15 protein-coding genes are annotated in these 19258 nt (G+C 73.5%); 6 read left to right on the top strand and 9 right to left on the bottom strand.

Going from position 1 to position 19258, the window contains the following annotated elements:
- The first annotated feature begins 186 nt into the window (after positions 1–186).
- Together ACSNOG_RS19160 and ACSNOG_RS19165 are read left to right on the top strand one after the other, a co-directional pair.
- Positions 187–1737, top strand: a complete 1551-nt coding sequence (locus tag ACSNOG_RS19160; protein ID WP_436753877.1) for an APC family permease — start codon at positions 187–189, stop codon at positions 1735–1737.
- A gap of 11 nt (positions 1738–1748) precedes the next feature.
- Positions 1749–2351 carry a YIP1 family protein gene (locus ACSNOG_RS19165; RefSeq protein ID WP_436753878.1) on the top strand — a complete coding sequence of 201 codons (603 nt, stop codon included), beginning with the start codon at positions 1749–1751 and terminating at the stop codon, positions 2349–2351.
- A 141-nt stretch (positions 2352–2492) separates the two neighbouring features.
- Here the strand turns inward: ACSNOG_RS19165 and ACSNOG_RS19170 are convergent, their stop codons facing one another.
- From ACSNOG_RS19170 to ACSNOG_RS19185, 4 genes are all read right to left on the bottom strand, one after another.
- Positions 2493–3686, bottom strand: coding sequence for a cytochrome P450 family protein (locus ACSNOG_RS19170; RefSeq protein ID WP_436753879.1), 1194 nt, complete (start codon positions 3684–3686; stop codon positions 2493–2495).
- 239 nt (positions 3687–3925) lie between these two features.
- The gene (locus ACSNOG_RS19175) at positions 3926–5137 is read right to left on the bottom strand and encodes an MAB_1171c family putative transporter (RefSeq protein WP_436753880.1); all 1212 of its coding nucleotides are present in this window, start codon (positions 5135–5137) and stop codon (positions 3926–3928) included.
- Entirely contained in the window at positions 5130–5798 is a 669-nt protein-coding gene (locus ACSNOG_RS19180; protein ID WP_436753881.1) for a hypothetical protein, read from the bottom strand. The genes ACSNOG_RS19175 and ACSNOG_RS19180 overlap by 8 nt, the downstream gene beginning before the upstream one ends.
- Complete coding sequence (locus ACSNOG_RS19185) at positions 5795–6277, bottom strand: helix-turn-helix domain-containing protein (protein ID WP_436753882.1); 483 nt, start codon at positions 6275–6277, stop codon at positions 5795–5797. The genes ACSNOG_RS19180 and ACSNOG_RS19185 overlap by 4 nt, the downstream gene beginning before the upstream one ends.
- A gap of 381 nt (positions 6278–6658) precedes the next feature.
- Here ACSNOG_RS19185 and ACSNOG_RS19190 point away from each other — a divergent pair, with 381 nt between their 5' ends.
- Together ACSNOG_RS19190 and ACSNOG_RS19195 are read left to right on the top strand one after the other, a co-directional pair.
- Positions 6659–7909 carry a hypothetical protein gene (locus tag ACSNOG_RS19190; protein WP_436753883.1) on the top strand — a complete coding sequence of 417 codons (1251 nt, stop codon included), beginning with the start codon at positions 6659–6661 and terminating at the stop codon, positions 7907–7909.
- The gene (locus ACSNOG_RS19195) at positions 7909–8397 is read left to right on the top strand and encodes a hypothetical protein (protein ID WP_436753884.1); all 489 of its coding nucleotides are present in this window, start codon (positions 7909–7911) and stop codon (positions 8395–8397) included. The genes ACSNOG_RS19190 and ACSNOG_RS19195 overlap by 1 nt, the downstream gene beginning before the upstream one ends.
- Before the next feature lie 6 nt (positions 8398–8403).
- Here the strand turns inward: ACSNOG_RS19195 and ACSNOG_RS19200 are convergent, their stop codons facing one another.
- Positions 8404–10851, bottom strand: a complete 2448-nt coding sequence (locus ACSNOG_RS19200) for an ATP-binding protein (RefSeq protein ID WP_436753885.1) — start codon at positions 10849–10851, stop codon at positions 8404–8406.
- A 220-nt stretch (positions 10852–11071) separates the two neighbouring features.
- Between ACSNOG_RS19200 and ACSNOG_RS19205 the strand changes: the two genes are divergently transcribed.
- On the top strand, positions 11072–14329 hold the full coding sequence (locus ACSNOG_RS19205; RefSeq protein WP_436753886.1) for an AfsR/SARP family transcriptional regulator: 3258 nt from the start codon (positions 11072–11074) through the stop codon (positions 14327–14329).
- 226 nt (positions 14330–14555) lie between these two features.
- On the opposite strand, the gene ACSNOG_RS19210 is transcribed toward ACSNOG_RS19205, so the two are convergent.
- Positions 14556–14969: a hypothetical protein gene (locus tag ACSNOG_RS19210; protein ID WP_436753887.1), complete on the bottom strand. Its 414-nt coding sequence runs from the start codon at positions 14967–14969 to the stop codon at positions 14556–14558.
- A 192-nt stretch (positions 14970–15161) separates the two neighbouring features.
- Here ACSNOG_RS19210 and ACSNOG_RS19215 point away from each other — a divergent pair, with 192 nt between their 5' ends.
- A complete protein-coding gene (locus ACSNOG_RS19215) occupies positions 15162–16154 on the top strand; it encodes a trypsin-like serine peptidase (RefSeq protein ID WP_436753888.1) in 993 nt (330 codons plus the stop codon).
- Between the two features lie 39 nt (positions 16155–16193).
- On the opposite strand, the gene ACSNOG_RS19220 is transcribed toward ACSNOG_RS19215, so the two are convergent.
- From ACSNOG_RS19220 to legP, 3 genes are all read right to left on the bottom strand, one after another.
- The gene (locus ACSNOG_RS19220; protein WP_436753889.1) at positions 16194–16955 is read right to left on the bottom strand and encodes a hypothetical protein; all 762 of its coding nucleotides are present in this window, start codon (positions 16953–16955) and stop codon (positions 16194–16196) included.
- Positions 16955–18244, bottom strand: coding sequence for a VWA domain-containing protein (locus tag ACSNOG_RS19225; RefSeq protein ID WP_436753890.1), 1290 nt, complete (start codon positions 18242–18244; stop codon positions 16955–16957). The genes ACSNOG_RS19220 and ACSNOG_RS19225 overlap by 1 nt, the downstream gene beginning before the upstream one ends.
- Positions 18245–18333: 89 nt before the next feature.
- The gene (gene legP / locus ACSNOG_RS19230) at positions 18334–19152 is read right to left on the bottom strand and encodes a Dot/Icm T4SS effector Zinc-dependent metalloprotease LegP (RefSeq protein WP_436753891.1); all 819 of its coding nucleotides are present in this window, start codon (positions 19150–19152) and stop codon (positions 18334–18336) included.
- Positions 19153–19258: the final 106 nt, after the last annotated feature.

Below are 19258 nucleotides of genomic sequence, written 5' to 3' on the forward strand. Positions count from 1 at the left end.
AAGCCGACCCGCTCCTCAGGCGATGGATCCGTCGCTGCCGTTGCGAGCGGAACCTACCCAGCCGGCCGGTCGGCAGCACCGGCGTGTCGTAACGGTGGACGACCCCGACACGCCGGTGCTACCAGTGCCTTGGACGGACAATCGGATCGGCCGGGCCCCGTCCGGCGCGAGAAAGGGCTGACCGCCATGGCAGAGACGGATCCATCGCCTGAGGAGCGGGTCGGCTTCGTACGCCGCATCGGGCTGTTCCAGGCCACCGCCATCAACATGAGCCAGATGTGCGGCATCGGCCCCTTCGTCACCATCCCCCTCATGGTCGCGGCCTTCGGCGGCCCGCAGGCGGTCATCGGCTTCGTCGCGGGCGCGGTCCTGGCCCTGGCCGACGGGCTGATCTGGGCCGAGCTCGGCGCCTCGCTGCCCGGCGCGGGCGGCAGCTACGTCTACCTGCGCCAGGCCTTCCAGTACCGCACCGGAAAACTGATGCCGTTCCTGTTCGTGTGGACGGCGATGCTCTTCATCCCGCTGGGCATGTCCACCGGCGTCATCGGCTTCGTGCAGTACCTGGGCTACCTGTGGCCGGACATGGGACAGACGCAGGGCGACCTGACCGGGCTGGCCGTCATCGCGCTGATCGTCGTGGTGCTGTGGCGGCGCGTCGAGAACATCGCCCGCATCACCGTCGTGCTGTGGTGCGTGATGATCGCCTCCGTCGTGCTGGTGATCCTCGCCGCCTTCACCCACTTCAGCCCCGACCGGGCCTTCACCTACCCCTCCGGCGCCTTCGAGCTGACGTCGAACCACTTCTGGATCGGCTTCGCGGCGGGCCTGACCATCGGCATCTACGACTACCTCGGCTACAACACGGCCGCCTACATGGGCGCCGAGATCAAGGATCCGGGGCGCACCCTGCCGCGCGCCATCGTCTTCTCCATCCTCGGCATCATGGCCATCTACCTGCTCCTGCAGATCGGCACGCTCGGCGTCATCGACTGGAAGCAGATGCTCGACCCCGGCTCGACGGCGTCCTCGTCCGTCGCCTCGGCGGTCCTGGAGGAGGCCTGGGGCAAGGGGCCCGCCCGCACCGTCACCGTGCTCATCCTCGTCACGGCCGTCGCCTCGGTCCTGGCCGGGCTGCTCGGCGGCTCCCGGGTGCCCTACGACGCCGCCCGGGAGAAGGTCTTCTTCCGCCCCTTCGGGCGCCTGCACCCCAGACACCGCTTCCCGGCGCTGGGCCTGGCCACCATGGGAGTCATCACGGGGGCCGGCTTCCTGATCGGCCGTCACACCGACCTGGCCACGCTGATCCAGCTGCTCACGTCCGTGATGGTGATCGTGCAGGCGCTCGCCCAGATCGTGGCCGTGAGCGTGCTGCGCCGCCGCCAGCCGGACCTGCCGCGCCCGTACCGGATGTGGCTCTACCCGCTGCCGAGCCTGGTGGCCCTGGTCGGATGGCTCGTCATCTACGGCTACGCGGACCGCAATTCGCCCGGCCGGCACCCCATCGAATGGTCCCTGGCCTGGGTCGGGGCGGGCTGCGTGGCGTTCGTGCTCTGGTCGCGCTACGAGAAGGTGTGGCCGTTCGGGCCGCGCGAGATCAGCGAGGAGTACCTGCACGGCGCCGACCCGGACGCCGTTCCCGCGGCCGCGCCGGGAGCGGTTGCGGGTGCGGTCCCTGACGCCAGGTCGGGAACGGCCCCGGACGCCGACCCGGACACCGGGGTGCCCGCCGAGCGGTGATACTTGCACGCATGCCTGTTTCTGCCTCCCCGCACTCACCACCCGCCCCGCACGCCTCCGCCGCCCCCCGGCGCAGGCTGTACTGGCACCGCCTCTTCTTCGGCCTGTGGTACCGCCCGGTCGAGATCCTGGACGAGGCACGGGACCGGAGCCTGTGGGGAGCGGCGGCGTTCCTGTGCCTGCTCTGCGGAGCGCTGGGGACGCTGGGCAAGGACTCCTTCTGGGAGGGCTGGCGGGTGGGCCCCGCCCTGGCCCTGGAGGCCATGGCGATAGCCGACGTCGTGCTCGTCCTGGCCAGCCTGCTGCTGGGCATCGCCACCCAGGCCATCGCGCGCCGGCTCGGCGGCAACGGCAAGTTCGGCCCGACGGTCACGCTGTTCGTGGTGGTGTTCTGGGCGACGGACCTGCCGCGGCTCGCGCTGGACGCGTGCCTGCCCGGGGACTCCTTCCCCGTGCGCGCGGCCGCCTGGATCACCTCGGCCTTCGGCTACGCCTTCGCCACCTTGCTGATCCGCGGTCAGCACCATCTGCCCACGCACAAGGCCGTGGCGGCGGTGAGCATACAGATGCTCGCTGCGGTTGCCCTGCTGAAGTTCCCCGCCGCCGCGAGCTGATCGGGCCCGCACGAGCCGATCCGGCCCGAGGGAGTCGACGGCCCGCCCGGTGCGACGGGGGATGCACACCGGGCGGGCTCGAGGACAGTTCTACCGCATCAAGGATGGGTTATGCACCAAAAACCTGTTCGGCTTTGGCGGCTACCAGCGAACCGGGAGCGAAATCAGGCCACGCGCGCGGATCGAGGGCCGCCGGGCGATCTCCTCCCGCGCCCCGTCGAGCGCGAGCCCGGGGAACCGCTCCAGCAGTGCTGCCAGCGCCGTTTCCGTCTCCATCCTGGCCAGGGGGGCGCCGAGGCAGTAGTGGATCCCGTGCCCCAGGGCGAGATGACCGGAACGATCACGGTTCGGATCCAGCCGATCCGGCTCGGAAAAGTGATGAGGGTCACGATTGGCCGACGCCAGGGAGAGCAGGACGGTCTCCCCCGCCGGTACGGTCACCCCGCCGATCTCCACGTTCTCCAGCGGAAACCTGCGGATCGCGAGAGGAGCGGGCCCGTCCCACCGCATGAACTCCTCGACGGCCGCTGCGAGTCCGGCCGGATTCGCTCGCAAAGAGTCCATCAAGGCGGGGTGGTCCAGCAGTGCCAGGACGGAGTTGGCGATCAGGTGGACGGTGTTCTCGTAGCCCGCGAAGAGGATCAGGAAGGCGAGCGAGGACAGCTCGTCCTCCGAGAGCCGGTCGGCCCCCTCCCCCTCGTCGCCGTCGCGGACCGCGATGAGGTCGGAGAGCAGGTCGTCGCCGGGGGCGGCGCGCTTGCTCGCGATGAGGCCGGTGAAGAAGCCCGTCATGCTGCCGATGGCTTCTTCGGCCAGGTGCGGACGCGCCGGGTCCGGGGTGATCAGCGCGTCCGTCCACGCCCGGAAGTCCTGCCGCTGTTCCTGCGGCACGCCCAGCAGGTCGCAGATGACGGTGATGGGCAGCGGGCCCGCGTAGGACGCCAGCAGGTCCGTACGGCCCTCGGCCTCGACGGCGTCGAGGAGTTCGTCGGCGACCCTGCGCACCGGTGCGCGGAGCTTGTCCACGCGGCCGGGCGTGAAGGCCTTCACCACGAGGCGGCGTATGCGGGTGTGGTCCGGCGGGTCCATGTTGAGCAGGTTGGCGTCGAGGGCCGGAGGCAGCCTGAGGCCGGCGTAGTTGCCCGGCGTGGCGTTGCGCTTGTCCAGGGACAGCCGCGGATCGGCGAGCGCGCGGCGGACGTCGTCGTAGCGGGTCACCAGCCAGGCGGGCCGTCCGTCGGGGCCGGTGATGCGGTGGACGGGGCCGGCCTCGCGCAACTGGGCGTAAGTGCCGTAGGGGTCGGCGATGAGCGCGGTGACGGAGGAGTTCTGCATGGCGCCCGACTCTAGAAGATCAAGCCGTCCGGCGTGCGGGGGGACCGGAGGCCGGGGACGGTGGGAGGCTGCGGTACTGACGCGCGAGGCGGCCGGCCCGGAGCCGTGTGCCGGGCCCCGCCGGAGGTGACGCGCACGGGCGGCGCCGGATCCGTCGTGGTGACGGACCCGGCGCCGGCCTGTGGCGCAGGCGGCCTTGACCCCCGTCCAGGGCCGCCTCGTCCATGGGCCGCACGCCGTCAGGGACGGCGTGCCGCGCTCATCTCCCGTAGTTCCTCGAGGACGGCGTCGACCATCGGGTCGTGGTAGACGTCGGCGACGAGGGCCAGGTGTTCGTGTTCCTCCGCCGGATCGGCGCTGACCGTCACGACGACGCTGTCGGCGTGCGGGGCGGGAACGTGTCCGGTGATCTGGTTCTGCAGGCCGCGGCGCAGGGCCGTGGCCTCGACGACCGCGGCGAGGCGGCGCTCGTCGAGCGCGGCGCCGGTCGCCCTGCGGCGGGCGAGGTCCAGGGCGGCGGGCTCGACGTGGCGGCGGATGCCGCGCTGGATGTCGCGGATCTCCGCCATCTGCCGGTTCGCCCGCCACTCCAGGTCCGACAGCGGCCAGCGGCCCGTCAGGCGGTGCCCGGTGAGGGTGACCTCGGGGGCGTGGGCGGTGACGGCGTGCCAGAGCGGCTGCAGGCGGTGCAGGCGGCGCCAGGCGGAGACCCGGGGGCCCGCGGCCGGCAGCGAGAAGCCGAGGAGGACCAGCAGCGCGGCCACCGAAGCGCTCATCGGGGCGACGCCGTTCGACAGCCAGTAGACGTCGTGGCCGGCCCAGGTCAGCACGAAGCCGACGAGCTTGCACACGCAGTAGAGCAGGCCGAGCCAGCAGCCCGCGGCGAGCGTGCGCAGCCCCTTGGCGAGCCAGCAGGGGCCGAGCTGGGCGGCGTAGCGCGGGCAGAGCGCGCCGAGCCCGGCCAGGCTGGTGCCGAAGATGGCCAGGTACAGCACGAGGAAGGCGACGACGCCGGGCGCGTGGGCGTAGGCGGTGCTGAAGTCGCGGGGGTGCTCGACGGAGTCGGGCCGGCCGACGGCGAAGCAGACGACGGCCGTGACCCAGGCGGCGGCCACGACGGCCACGGCGACGCGGGAGCGCAGGGCCGCCCGGGCGTGGGCCCGGGCGTCGCCGCGGCTGGTCCAGCGCAGCAGCAGCACCGTGGCGCCCGAGGCGAACAGGACCACGGCCGAGTACAGGAAGACCATGGCCAGGTTGGCCACACCGGTCAGCCGGTCGAAGGCGCGGTAGACGCTGGGCGCGGAGAACAGGAAGACGATGGGCACGCCGGAGGTCATCAGGGCGGTCAGGCCCAGGTCGACGTTGCCGCGGTCGCGGAACCAGGCACGGGCCTTGTAGCCCACGATGGCCCAGGCGACGGCGCTGAAGGTCAGGTAGAGGGCGTCAAACACGGCCGCCTCCGCCGTCTCCTGCGTCCGCACCGGCTGCGCCGTTCGCCCGGATGCGGCTGCGGACGTGCTGCAGGGCGGGCCCGAGGGAGGCGGCCAGCTCGGCGGCCTCGCCCTCCAGGCGGGCGTCCTGGCCGGGCGGCGGGGGCACGACCTTCTCCATGAGGAGGGTGCCGAGGATCTCCGTCTCGCGCTCGGTGAGGTTGTCGTAGCAGTGGTGGCGGGCGAGGCCCATGGTCAGGCCCATGCGCCGCATGGCGGTGGCCACGTCGACGGAGGGGGTCCACACCTTGAGGGCGTCCTCGGTGACGGCCGGGTCCTGGTCGTGGCCGAGGAGGAGGTGGCCGATCTCGTGCAGCACGATGTGGACCTGGTGCCAGGGCGAGGTCTTCTGCTCGTAGATGACCCAGTAGGCGTCGTCGGTGGTCGCGGTCATGCCGGAGACGACGCCGTCGAGGCTCATCGGGACCAGGCGGATGGGCCGGCCGACGCGGCGCGCGACGATGTCGCAGAGGCCCTGCAGGTCGGTGGACGCGGGCAGCGCGAGCTCGTGGATGAGCTGCTTGCACCGGCGCCGTATGCGCCCCACTCGCATGACTGCACCGTCCTCGTCCTCGGTACGCCGCCAGTTGGTGAAGAGCCGGTCATCCGCCGTGACGGTCACGGGCGCTCCTCACCACCCGCGTCGGGCGGGTCGGACGGAAGGTTCATCTGCTGCCGGAACTGGCAGATGATCGTCGTAAGGCTGTCCTGCACCTCCGGGGGCAGCCCCACCGAGCGCAGGGCGATGGCCCGCACCCGCTGGTCGCGCATGGCGACGAGGAAGCGGACCTCCTCCTCCACGCGCTCGGCCTGCGAGGCCGAGAGGTCGCCCATCAGATAGCCGACGGGCACGGCGAAGAACTTCGCCAGCGCGCGCAGCACGTCCGGGCTGGGGTTGGCGCGGCGGCCGTTGCGCAGCATCGACAGATACTGCTCGGTGAGACCGACCTCGCCGTACTCGTCGCCGTTGGTGATCTCGTCGGCGACGTGGCCGTTGGTGTACGGAGCGCCGGGCGGGTGCATGTTCGCGAACAGGTAGTTGAGCCGCGCCGCGAGCGGGCTGCCCGCGTCACCTGCCGACCTGTCGCCCCCGACTGCCATCCGCTCCGTCCTCACCGGCCGATGTTCTTCCCCCCGAACGCCACCTCACGGCCAGTTAAGCCGGAAGTGACTGCGAGAGGCATCCTGTCACGGCTCCGACCTCCAGCACTAGTCCGCCCGGCGTTTCAACCGGGTCACGGACTTAACCACGAGTTGATGCCCCCTTCGTCACGTTCGGGAGCACGCTTCGCGCCGCGGCGGCTCCGGCGCGGGCCGGTGCGCTCCCCCGGCAAGGAAGCGTCGAGGTCGCTGCAAGCATTCCGCCAGACCCCCCGGGCAGACCCCGGCCCGAAGGAGACAACCGGACGAACGCCGGAAGACGACAGGCGCGGGCCCGCCGGGGAGGGCGGGGGGCGCGCCGGGATTCATGGGGGAAGCTTCATGTCTGACACTCACGGGCGGCCGGGTCCGCTGCCGGCGCCCGAGGACCGGTGGCTGACGCTGCCGGGCCGCAAGCGCGTCCTGGTCGTGGTGCACACGGTCACCTACGGGCAACGGCTGCGCGACGTGTTCTCGCTCCTGGAAGGGGACTTGCGGATCCAGCTGGTCTTCACCGCGGCGCCGCACGCGCTCGGGGAGGGGACCGGCGGTTTCCTGCACGAGCTGGGGGCGGCCGCGCTGCCCTGGCAGGAGGCGGTACGCACGCGCTTCGACCTGGTCCTGGCGGCGGGTTCGCGCGGCATCGAGAAGGTGCGCGGCCCGCTCGTGCGGCTCTCGCACGGGGCCGGGCACATCAAGCTGCTGCGCGGCGGGCGCCCCGCGCCGGCGGCCGGGCGGCCGGCGGGGATGCTCAGCCGGCAGTACCTGACCCGCGGCGGCCGCGTCGTGCCCGCCGCCATCGCGCTCGCCCACGAGCGCGACCTGGCGGAGCTCGCGCGCTGGTGCCCCGAGGCCGCGCCGGCGGCCGCCGTGGTCGGGGACCCGTGCTACGACCGGATCGTCTCCAGCCTGCCGCTGCGGGAGACCTACCGGCGGGCGCTGGGGGTGGGCCCGCGGCAGCAGCTGGTGGTCGCCACCACCACGTGGGGGCCGTCCGCCTCCTTCGGCCGCTTCGACGCACTGCTGCCGCGGCTGGTCGGCGAGCTGCCGCCCGACCGCTACCGCGTGGCGGCGCTCGTGCACCCCAACGTCTGGGCCGGGCACGGGGGCCGCCAGATCCGCACCTGGCTGGCGGGGATCCGGGCCCGGGGGCTCACCCTCGTGCCGCCGGAGACGGACTGGCGGGCGCTGCTGGTGGCGGCCGACTCCGTCATCGGCGACCACGGCTCCCTCACCTCCTACGCCACGGTGGCTCCGCGCGTCCCGGTGCTCGTGGCCCGCTTCCCGGAGGACGAGGTCCATCCGTCGTCCCCGGCGGCCGTGCTCGCCCGGACCGCGCCCGCGCTCTCGCCGCTGCACCCGCTGGAGAGCCAGCTGGAATACGCGGCCGCCGAGTACCGGCAGCGGGAGTACGAGCGGGTGGCCGCCCTGATCTCCTCCGAGCCGGGCCGCTTCAACCGGCGCATGCGCACGCTGCTGTACCGGCTGCTCGGCCTGGGCCAGCCTGCGTACGCGCCGGTCACCGAGCCCGCCGCGGTCCCGCCGCCGCTCGACGGCCGGCCTGCCCCGCGGGCGGCGGGGCCGCGCCCGTGATGCCCGCGCCGGTGGTGCCCGGGCGCGCGATGCCCGGGCGCGTGCGGGTGGTCGTCCGGCCGGGAGACCGCCGGCGGGCCGCGACGGTGCTGCTGGGCGGCTGTTGCTGGGCGGTGCGCCGCGGGCGCGGCGGGGTGGCGGCGCTGGACGTCCACTGGAGCGTGGACCCCGACGCCCCGGGGAGCGCCCGGTGGGTCTCCTGCGCCGACGTCCTGCGGTGCGGGCGCCCCTCTCCCTGCCCCGGTGCGGCCGCGCTCCGGGCGATGAGACTGCTCGACCGCCATCCCGGCTGCCTGCTCAGCGCGGTGCCCGCCGCCGGAGACGGTCTGGTGATCGGGGTACGGGGCGGGCGCCTGCTGACCGGGGAGGCAACCGGCCCGGCCGAAGCGGCGGTTCTCGCGTCGTACGTCCACGGCCGCGTGGTGGCGGGCGCCCCGCTGGAGCCGCTCACGGATCTGGTCGTGGGGGCGCTGGGCCGGACGGGGTGAGAGGCCCTACGGCTCGCCGAGCCGGTCCCGCAACCGGGCCGCGTCGGAGGGACTGACGGGCTCGTACAGGGCCAGGGAACGGGTGAACCAGTCGCGCGCGCCCGCCGCGTCGCCCCGTTCCCCGGCCACCAGACCGAGCGTCTCCATGGTGCGGGCCTGCCAGTGGACGGCTCCCGCATCGCGGAAGTCGTCCAGGGCTCTGCGCAGGTGCCGCTCGCCTGCCTCGGGGTCTCCGGCGAGGGCCGTCGCGCGCCCCAGGTGCACCAGGGCGCGGGCGGCGTCGTAGGCGTCGGCCTCGGCGACGAGGTCGGCGTACGCCCGGGAGAGGTGGTCCGCCGCCTGCCGGTGCCGGCCCCCGGCCATGGCGGTCTCCCCCAGGCCGACCCGCGAGAGCGCCGCCCCGCGCCGGTAGCCGATGGCCTCGCGGAGGGCGAGGGCGCGGGTGAAGAACCCTTCGGCGCGCTCCGGTGCGCCGTTCAAGTGGTGGGCCTTGCCCAGGCCGTGGAGGGCCTGGGCCTGCTGCCGCCGGTCGCCGTCCTCGGTGGCCAGGGCGAGGGCGTCGGCGAACCACGCGAGGGCCTCGTCGTAGCGGCCGGCGTTGCACAGGCCGTTGCCCCCCGACGTCAGCATCCTGCCCGCGCCGGCCCGGTGGCCGTCCCGGCGCGCGGCGGCGAGGCCGGTCTCGTGGGCCTCGACCCAGAGGTCGTAGGGGCGCAACCGGAAGAACATCGGCCAGAGCGCGTCGGCGAGTTGCCAGGCGCTCGCATCCCAGCCCCGGTCGGCCGCGAGGCGCAGCGCGGCCATGAGGTCGTAGCGGTGGGCGTCCAGCCAGGCGAGGGCCGCTTCGGCGGTGTCGAACGGCGCGGGGCCGGCGGGCGGACGGGCGTAGGAGCGCGGGAGGGTGCGGTGGCCGGGGGTGAGGAGCTCCTCGGCTCTCGTGGCGGTGGCGAGGCAGTCGTCCACGAACCGACGGAGCGTCATTTCCCTTTGCTGCAGCGTCTCTTCGGTCTCGGCCCGGCGGGCGGCGTGGAGGCGGACGAGGTCGTGGAAGCGGTAGCTGTCCACTTCGTTCTCCTCCAGCAGGTTCACGTCGGCCAGCAGGTCCAGCAGGTCCTCGGCCTCCTCGGGCGGCACCGCGCAGGCGGCGGCGACCAGGTGCGCGTCGTACTGCCGCACCGGCAGCAGGGCCATGGCCCGGTAGGCCCGGGCGGCCTGTGCGGGCAGCGCGTCGTAGGACTCGTCCAAGGCCGTGCGCACCGCGGCCTCCCCTTCCACGCTGAGCCCGTCGAGGGGGCCGCGTCCGCGGGTCAGCGCGGAGGCCAGCGCCGCGACCGGGCGCCGCGGCCGGGAGGCCAGCTGGGCGGCGGCCAGGCACAGGGCGAGCGGCAAGCGGCCGCACAGGGCGACCACTTCGCGGGCGGCCTCGCGGTCCCGCTCGACGCGGTCGCCGCCGACGGCACGGGTCAGCAGTTCCAGCGCCGCCGCCGGGGCGAGCATGCCGACGCGGTGGAAGCCCGCGCCGTCGGCCACGAGCCCGGTGAGCCGGTACCTGCTGGTGACGACCACGAGGCTGCCCGGGGCGGCGGGCAGCAGGGCGCGCACCTGGGCGGCGGAGAAGGCGTTGTCGAGCATCACCGTCAGCCGCAGGTCGGCCGTCAGCGACCGCCACAGCGCCCGCTGTTCCTGCACCGCGGCCGGCACGGAGCCGGCACCGAGGGCGCGCAGGAAGCCCGCCAGCGCCTCGCCGGCGTGGGGCGGCCCGGCGGAGGCGTGACCGCGAAGGTCCGCGTAGAGCTGCCCGTCGGGGAAGTCGGGCGCGGCCTCCCGCAGCCAGCGGGAGACGAGCGCGGTCTTGCCGACGCCCGCGGGGCCGCTCACGACGACCAGCCGGGGCGCACAGCCGGGGCGGGTGCTACGCAGTGCGTCGAGCGTACGGAGATCCTCGGTGCGATCGGTGAAGTGCGCGGGCACGGGGAGGAGTTGGCGAGGCGTCGGGGGGAGTGCGGGCCGGGGCGCGTGGTGCAGGTGGATGCCGCCGTGGACGTCGCGGGCCTGGAGGCTCGTGCCCTCGACGCGGGCGTCGCCTTGGAGGACGTTCGTGTGCGCGTCGGCCTGCGTGCCGGCCTGGGTGCCGGCTCGCGTGCCGGTGTGCGCGTGGAGCCACTGCCGTAAGGCTTCGCCCAGGCGGCCGTCCCCGGGGGCATCCCTGGCGGCCTCACCGGCGGCCTCCCCGGTGGCGCCCCCGGCGTGGCGCAGCAGCGCGGCGGCGAGCTCGCGCAGGCTCTCGTGGGAGCCGGTGAGCCCGGCCGCGCTCCACGCGGCGGCGAGGGCTGCGTCCCGCTCCCGGGCGGCGGCGGTCAGGCGTTCCAGGGCCCGCCAGGCGGCCCCTGCGGGCGGCAGGCCCGCCGCCGGTCCGGCGTCCATGAACACGTCGACGAGGTCTCGTTCTCTCACCGGATCCGTCGCTCCCCTCTGCGCCGGGCGGATATGACGCATGCACATGGCTTATCCATCTGGCAATGCCTGACCGAAGAACTACCCATCCCGTGTCTTTTCGATCGTCCCCCGGGGACCCGCAGTCGATTCACGGCCACGCGTGCGCAATCTGGCACCAGAGTTTGACGCTGTGTCATGCTCATCCTCCGAGTTGGACGTCCCGGCGGAAGGGGCGCAGGTGGAATTCCGGCTATTGGGCACCGTCGAATTGCGGGCCGGCGAACGGCGCAACGGGCTCGGCTCCGCGAAGGCCCGCTGCGCGCTCGCGGCCCTCGCCCACGACGCGGGCCGCCCGGTCGGCCTGGACACGCTCATCCACCGCGTCTGGGACGACGATCCTCCGCGGCGGGCCCGGGACAACCTCTACACCTACGTGTCCCGCATCCGCTCCGCCCTGCAGAAGGTGGGCGGGGACGACGCCCCGGCGCTCACCTCGTACGCCCACACGTACCTCCTGGAAGCCGACCCCGAGACCGTCGACCTGCGCCGCTACCTCGGCCTCACCTCCCGGGCCCGCGCCCTCGCCGAGAGCGGCGACCCCGCCCGGGCGGTCCGGCTCCTGGACGAGGCCGCCAGGCTCTGGCGGGGAGAGCCGCTGGCCGGGCTGAGCGGCTCGTGGGCCGAGCACGTGCGCGCCACCGCCGAAGCGGCGAGCGTCTCCGCGACGCGCACGCGCGCCGTCCTCACCATGCGGCTGGGCGACTTCGCGGACGCCGTGGCCGGGCTCTCCGGGCTGGCCCGCCGCTGCCCGACGGACGAGTCGCTGGCGGGCCTCCTCGCCCTCGCGCTGCACGGCAGCGGACGCACCGCGGAGGCCGGGCGCCTCCTGCGCCGGGTCACCCACGCCCTGGTCACCGAGCACGGCACGGACCCCGGCGAGGAGCTCCGGCGCGTCCAGCAGGGGGTCCTGGGCGGCGTCCCCGCCATCCAGCTGCTGCCGCGCAGCGGCCCCGGCCCCGGTTCCGGCCCCGGTTCCGGCTCCGGGCAGGAGCCCGCGGCCGTACCCGACAACCTGCCCCACGACGTTCCCTGGGTCGGCCGCGCGGAGGAGCTCCGCCGGCTCTCCACCGCCCTCGGGACCGGCCCGGACGGGCCGCGGGCCGTCGTCCTCCTGGAGGCCATCGACGGCATGGGCGGCGTCGGCAAGACCGCCCTCGCCGTCCACGTCGCCCACGCGCTGCGCGACCGCTTCCCCGACGGCCGTATCTACCTCAACCTGCGGGCCCACGCCACCTTCCAGGAGCCCATGGATCCCGAGGACGCCCTCGGCCAGCTCCTGCGACTCCTCGGCGTACCCGCCGGCGGACTGCCGCGCACGCTCGACGAACTGACCGCGCTGTGGCGCACGATGCTCGCCGACCGGCGCGCCGTCGTCATCCTGGACGACGCCGCCGGACCGGACCAGATACGACCGCTCCTGCCCGGCGCCACGCCCTCCCAGATCATCATCACCAGCCGGCGCCGGCTGGCGGGCCTGCCCGGCGTCCGCCCGATCTCCCTGGACATCCTGTGCCGGTCGGAGGCGGTCGCCCTGTTCCGCGACCGGATCGGGGCGCGGGAGGCGGCCGAGGCGGCGGGGGCGGGTACGGGAGCGGGTGCAGGTGCGGGTGCGGGTGCGGATACGGGTGAGGCGAACGAGGCGGACACCGCCGAGATCGTGCGCTTGTGCGGCCATCTGCCGCTCGCCATCGAGATCGTCGCCAGCCGCTTCCTCTCCCACGGCTCCTGGACCACGCACGACCTGATGACCCGGCTCGCCCGCAGCGACCGGCTCCCGGAGATCCGCGACGGCCACCGCGACCTGGCCCGCACCTTCGACTTCTCCTACGCGTCCCTGACCCCGCTCCAGCAGAGGGTCTTCCGCAGGCTCAGCCTGCACATCGGCGCCGAGTTCGGGGCGTACGCGGCCGCGGCGCTCACCGGCCTCTCGCTCGACGACACCGAGCGCGCGCTGGAGGACCTCCTCAACTACCACCTGCTGCAGGAGCCCACACCGCACCGCTACCGGATCCACGACCTCCTGCGCGAGTACGCGCGCGGCCTCGGGGCCGCCGAGCCCGCCGCCCGCGCGGAGGACGAGGAGGCGGTGCAACGGCTGCTGGCCTTCTACCTCCACTGCGCGGACCGTGCCGACCGCGTGCTGTACCCGCAGCGCATCCGGATCGACGTGACGGCGGTCCGCGCACCCGCCGAGTCCCCGGCGTGGATCGACCCCGCGGGCCCGCAGGAGTGGTTCGCGACGGAGCGGAACAACCTGCTCGCGGTCCTCGACCACGCCCGCAAGGCGGGAGCGCCTCGCGAGGCGGCGCTCCTGACGAACGCGCTCGGCGGCTTCCTGGGCGAGGAGGGCATGTGGACCGTCGCGCAGGCGGCGCAGCAGGACGCCGTCGCGTACTGGCGCGGCGCGGGCGACCGCCGGGCCCACGCCCGTGCCCTCAACGACCTCAGCGTGGTCAGCACCCACCTCGCCCGCTACGACGAGGCCATGCGCCACGCGAACGAAGCTCTCGCCCTCGCCCGCGCCTGCGGTGACGCGGAGAGCGAGCCGGAGGCCCTGCAACGGCTGGCCCTGCCGTACGCCTACACCGCGCGCAGCCATGAAGCCCTCACCTGCCAGCAGGAGGCCCTGACCCTGCTCATGCGCACGGCCAAACGCCTGCACCAGGGCCACTGCCTCAATAATCTGGGCATCATCCTGCTCGACGTGGGCCGCTACAACGACGCCGCCGAGTGCTTCCTGGACGCCCTTTCGCGCTTCCGCGAGGTCGACGACCGGCGGGGCCAGTGCCAGATCCTCAACAACCTGGGCGAGATCCACGGCACCCTCGGCAACCGTGAGCGCGCGGTCCGCTCGTACACGCAGGCCCTCGCCCTGGCCAAGGCGCTCGGGAACCGCGGGCACCAGGCGACGATCGGAATGAACCTCGCGCGGGAGCTCCTCGCCTCCCAGGACGTGGAACACCCGCTGGCCCTGTGCCGGCAGGCGCTGGAGACGTTCCGCAGCATCGGCGAACAGCGCCACGAGTCCATCGCCCTCAACACCCTGGGCCGGGCGCTGCGCCGCGCGGGGCGCGAGGACGAGGCCCTCGCCCACCAGTCCGCCGCCCTCACCCTGGCCCGCAGGATCGGCGCCACCCACGAGGAGGCCTCCGCCCTGCGCGAACTCGCCCTCACCGAGCTCTGGACGGGACGCCTCCGCAACGCCGCCGACCACCTGGCCTCCGCACTCGCCCTCCACCGGGCCGCGGGCGCGCACCTGGAGGAGGCGACGACGCTGGAGGCGCTGGCGGAGCTACGGGGGCAGAGCGGGGACCCGGCGGGGGCCCGGAGGGCGCGACGGGAAGCGGAGGATATCCGGGAGAAATTGAGCGAGCCGCTTCCTGATCCTTCGCGGCCAACTCCGATCACATTCGATCAGTTGGACCAAGGAGCCTAACCAGCACTGACCGGAGTTGTAGCTTCTGCGTCAGCCGCATCACTCATATGACGGCCGCATGCATGTGCATGCCTCGAAGCCATGGAACCAGAGGACGGAAAGTGAAAAACGCACGCCGGTTCGCCCTTGCGGCCGCACTCCTTCTCGCTGTTGCAGCACCGATTGCCGCAGCCGCACCGGCATCCGCCCTTTCCGGGGTGTGCATAGCCTCTTGACCCACGTAGGTTCACTCCGCCGGGGCCGCCCCACCGGGCGCCCCGGCGGACCCGTTCCACGTGATGTCCCGGCCCTGGATCACCGTGCCGGTGCGGGCGTTCCCGCCGACCGTATTGACGACCTGGCCGTTGTCCACGGCCACGGCCGGCCCCGGCCGCACCCCCTGCGCCCAGCGCGCGAACTCGGCCGCGGCAGCGGGGTCCCGGTGCAGGTGGGCGAAGAGCAGCGCGGCCAGCGAGCGGACCTGCTCCTCGTCGGCCGGGTCGAGGGGCAGCGGACGGCCCGCTTCGTCCTCCTCCCGCCCCCTGCGGCCCAGAGCCCGCCGGGCCAAGTCCGCCAGGGACAGCCATACTTGCCGTCCCGTCTCGGTCCCCACGGACCCCGCCGCGGCGGTGACCGCGGTCGTGACGGCTGTCAGTGACACCGGATCAACCACTGGCCCACTCCCGCCCGATGGCCGTTCGATTCTCCGCCCGGATTCTCCATTCGGCTCGGAGGCTACCGGTGGCGCCCGCGGCGTGTCCCACGTCCTCGTGAATCCTGTCGCGTCCTGGCCTGTTCACCCCGGTCCTGTCCGTAGGACGATGACACGCTCCCCACGAGGAGGTATCCGACCATGCCCAGACCTCACAGATCTGGTAGACCTCGCAGACCCCGCACCCTGCACGGCCTGGCCGCGGCCCTGCTGTCGGGGCTGCTGGTCGCCGCCGCGTCCGGCACCGGCGCGGCCGCCGCCGGCGGTCCGCCGCCGCGGCGTGCCGCGGCCGAGGCCGATGCCTACTGGACCCCGGAGCGCATGGCGACGGCCCTGCCGGCCGGGCAGCGCGCCGGGAGTGCCGGAGGCGGCGGAGGTACGGGAAGCCGGGCGCAGGCCGCCCCCGTGCCGCCCAGCCATCCGTTCGACGGGCTGCCGCAAGTGGGCACGTTCTTCTGGACCGACGGGAACGACACCGGCCGCTTCTGCGGCGGTACGGTCGTCCGCAGCCCGCACCGGGACCTGGCCGTCAGCGCGGCGCACTGCCTGCGCTCGCCGGACCCCAAGAAGCGGCTGACGTTCGTGCCCCAGTACCACGACGGCCTGAAGCCCCACGGAGTCTTCCCCGTGGAGGACATCTACATCGACCAGCGCTACTACGACCTGGGGACGGACCGCGGCGCGCGCTGGGACTACACGGTGCTGCGGCTCGGCGAGCGCGACGACGGGGAGAGCGTGCAGGATGTCGTCGGCGGCTTCGGGCTCGGCATCCGCCCGGGGTACGCGCACCGGAACGTGCGGCTCATCGGCTATCCGGGCAGCAGCGACGCCAAGTACCCCAAGCCGCTGGACTGCTCCTCCTCCACGCACCGCTACACCAGCACCGATCCGAACGCCCCCGGTGACTTCCTGGAGATCGCCTGCGCGGGGTACGTGGGTGGTACGTCGGGCGGGCCGTTCCTCGTCCGCGGGGAGGACGGGTACGAGGTCATCGGCGTGATCGGCGGTTATCACACCGGGGGCGACACCCCGGACATCTCGTACAGCTCGTACTTCACGGACGACCTGCTGGAGCTGTATCTGGACGCCGTGGACGACGGCCGGTCCGCGGACGACCGGTCCGCGGACCGGTGAGCGGGGCGCCGTAGCCCCGCCCACCGGCCGCGCGGGGCGCTACTGCTGCGCGGGGCGCCGCGGGTGGCGGGTCAGCACGTAGCCGCCGATGGCCGCGAGTGCGCCGAGCACGGCGCCGCCGACCGTCCACGCCCAGCGGTCCGACCACCAGCTGCCGTTCCAGCCGTCTTCCGGCTCCTTGACGGCCGCGGCGTGCAGCGGGGTGATCTCCCCGCCCTCGGCGTGTGCGCCGCCGGTGTCCTTCGCCGTCGCCTCGACCTCCGCCTTGACCGGCAGGCCGTGGTCCCGGTCGGGGGCGTCGGTGAGGGTGAGGCGGATGTAGTACGCCCCGGGCAGCGGGTCGTTCGCCCACCGCTCCGCCCACGGGCGGACGGTCCGCAGTGTGCAGGTCACGGTGACCGACGCGTCCTGCGCGGAGGCGCGCTTGGTCGGCTCGCCCGAGGCGCAGGCCTGGCGGCGGCGCAGCCCGTCGTAGACGTCGAGCTGCCAGACGGCCGAGCCGTGCCGCGTGGACGCCTCGGGCAGGGTCACGGTGGCCTTCACCTGCGGCTGCTGGCCGGCCCCGGCCGGGAACTGCCAGTAGAGGTAGTCACCGGTGGAGGCGTCGGCGGTCGCCTTCTGCCCCTGCTTGAGGACGGTGGCGGTACGGAAGCCCGTGCCGGCCTCCGTGGGCGCGCCGTCCTGCCCGGCCGGGGCGCTCGGGCTCGGGGAGGCGGCAGCGGCGGCGCCGGCCGAGGTGAACAGTGCGGCGGCGGCGAGCAGTGCGGCCGAGGCCGCGCGGGCCGTTCGGGTGAGCCTCATCAGTTCGCCCTCCACACCGTGAGGCGCCAGCGGGAGACCCAGCCCCACACCAGCCCTGCGATCAGCCCGGTCAGGGCCAGGACGGCCAGCAGCACCCAGCCCCGGCCGAGGCCGAAGGCCGCCAGGTCGGAGGGGTCGTCCGGGGCGTCGACGAGGTCGACGGCCAGCTCGACGGGCAGGCCCGGGTCGCGCTTGACGTTCGCGGGGGCGGAGAAGGAGCTGGAGACCTCCAGGCAGACGGTCCGAGGCTCCTTGCCCTTCTCGTCCTTGTCGTCCTTGTCGTCCTTGTCGCCGGACTGGCCGTTGGGGAAGCGCAGGCCGGAGGAGATGACGTCCGTACGCCCGCTCCCGGACTCGGCGCCGCGGACGAGTTCCTGGCCGCTCTCGCTCACGGCGCGCACCAGCACGCCGTAGTCACGGTCGACGGCCCGGTCCGCGCCGATGCTCACCGACGTCCGCAGCTCCTGACCGGGCTTCACGTTGACGCGGTACCAGCGGTGCTCGGAGAACGTCTCGCGGTCGGTCCACAGGCCGGCGCCGATCTCGGGGGCCTTGGAGCACGCCTCGGCGCCCTGGACGGGCTTCGGCGTCTCGACGGGCGTCTCGGCCCGGCGCACCAGCTGCTTGATCCGGCCGGACAGCTCCTTGGTGTGGCGCACGGTGCTGTACGTGCCGCCGGTGGCCTCGGCGATGCAGCTGAGCTGCTCGCGGGTCTTGTCGTCCTGGGCCAGACCGAGGGTGTCGATCGTCAGGTGCGTGCCCTTGGCCGCCAGTTCGCGGGCCACGTCGCACGGGTCGGGCTGACCGCAGGAGTCCTCGCCGTCGGTGATCAGGACGATGCGGCGGGTGCCGCCGTCCGTGCCGAGGTCCTGGTCGGCGCCGCGCAGGGCGTAGCCGATGGGGGTCCAGCCGGTGGGCTGGAGCGTCGCGACGGCGGTCTTGGCCTCGGTGCGGTCGACGGGGCCGACGCGGTAGAGCTGCTTGCTGTCGCGGCAGCCGAGCTCCTTGTCGTCGCCGGCGTAGTTGGCGCCGAGGGTCCGGATGCCGAGCCGGACGTCCGCCGGCACGGCGTCGATGACCTCGTTGAACGCCTGCTTCGCGGCCGCCATGCGGGTGCGGGAGCCGCCGTCGACGTCCTGGGCGCGCATCGAGCCGCTGACGTCCAGCACCAGCTCGACCTTCGGGGAGTCCTTCGGTGGGCCGTCGGCGGCGTTCGCCGGCGCGATGCCCCCGGCCAGGGCGGCGAGGAGGGCGCAGGCGCCCGCTGCCAGCCGTTTTCTGATGATCATTGGAATGATCCTAGTGATCACCGGCCGGGGGCCCAACTCGAAGTACCCGGGGTTACGGGCCCATTACCGGGCCCGGCCTCGCCCTTCCCTCACGCCGGCGCCGGATCGAAAATCGCACGGACCGCGTCGATGTCCCGCGGACTGAGCCCGATCCGCTGGCCGATGACGGCATGGGGGTCGGTGGGTGTGATGGTGTCCAGACCGTTCCGGGAGAACGCGTCCCTCGGGTAATGCATGATCGAGCCGTAGTCGTAGGGACCGACGTCGTCACCGTCCGCGATGTGCTGGTCGAAGTTGTGCTCGAAACCGGCGATGACGTTCTCGAAATGGATCGTCACGAACCGGTCCCGGTCCTCGCGGCTCTGCTCGTGCCACAGCCCCACGGCGTGCCCGATCTCGTGAATGGCGTTTCCCGTGCTGCAGTTACCGCCGAGGGTGATGTCCTGGCGGCCGCCCCGGCGGCCGACGAACGACGAACAGCCGTTGCCGGGCACGAACCGCACGTAGTCCGCCTGCCCGGCGCGCCGCGGGAAGCGCATCTGCGTGCGGGCCTCCCAGTGCGCGACGGCGTCGGTGACCCGCTGCTGGTTCGGCAGCGCGGGGTCGATCTCGAAGGGCACCACGTGGTTCGGCCAGCGGACGCCCGGCCCGACGACGACCACCGCCGACTGCGGCAGCCCCTTTTCCGGATGGAATTTCGCCGCCTCCGTTCGCTGTTCGACCTCGGCCGCGGTACCGAGGACGATATCGCCCTCGAATACGGCCAGTCCGTCGATCTCGACGTACTGTACGGCCCGGATTCCGAAGGTGGCGCCGGCGATCAGCGCGGTCTTCACCGTCTTCGCGGCGGGCGGCGAACGGAATTCACCGCGGCCCGCTCCGGCATCATTGGTCTCGGCAGGGGACATGGGTTCCACCCCGACTTCCGTCACCCTTATAGGTCTCAATTCCGGAAAATACTGAGAGATATGCTGTCTGACAAGAGGTGAGGCGTATGTCCGTTGCGGACCCCAC

The organism is Streptomyces sp. URMC 124 (assembly GCF_051386455.1).
Lineage (GTDB): Bacteria > Actinomycetota > Actinomycetes > Streptomycetales > Streptomycetaceae > Streptomyces.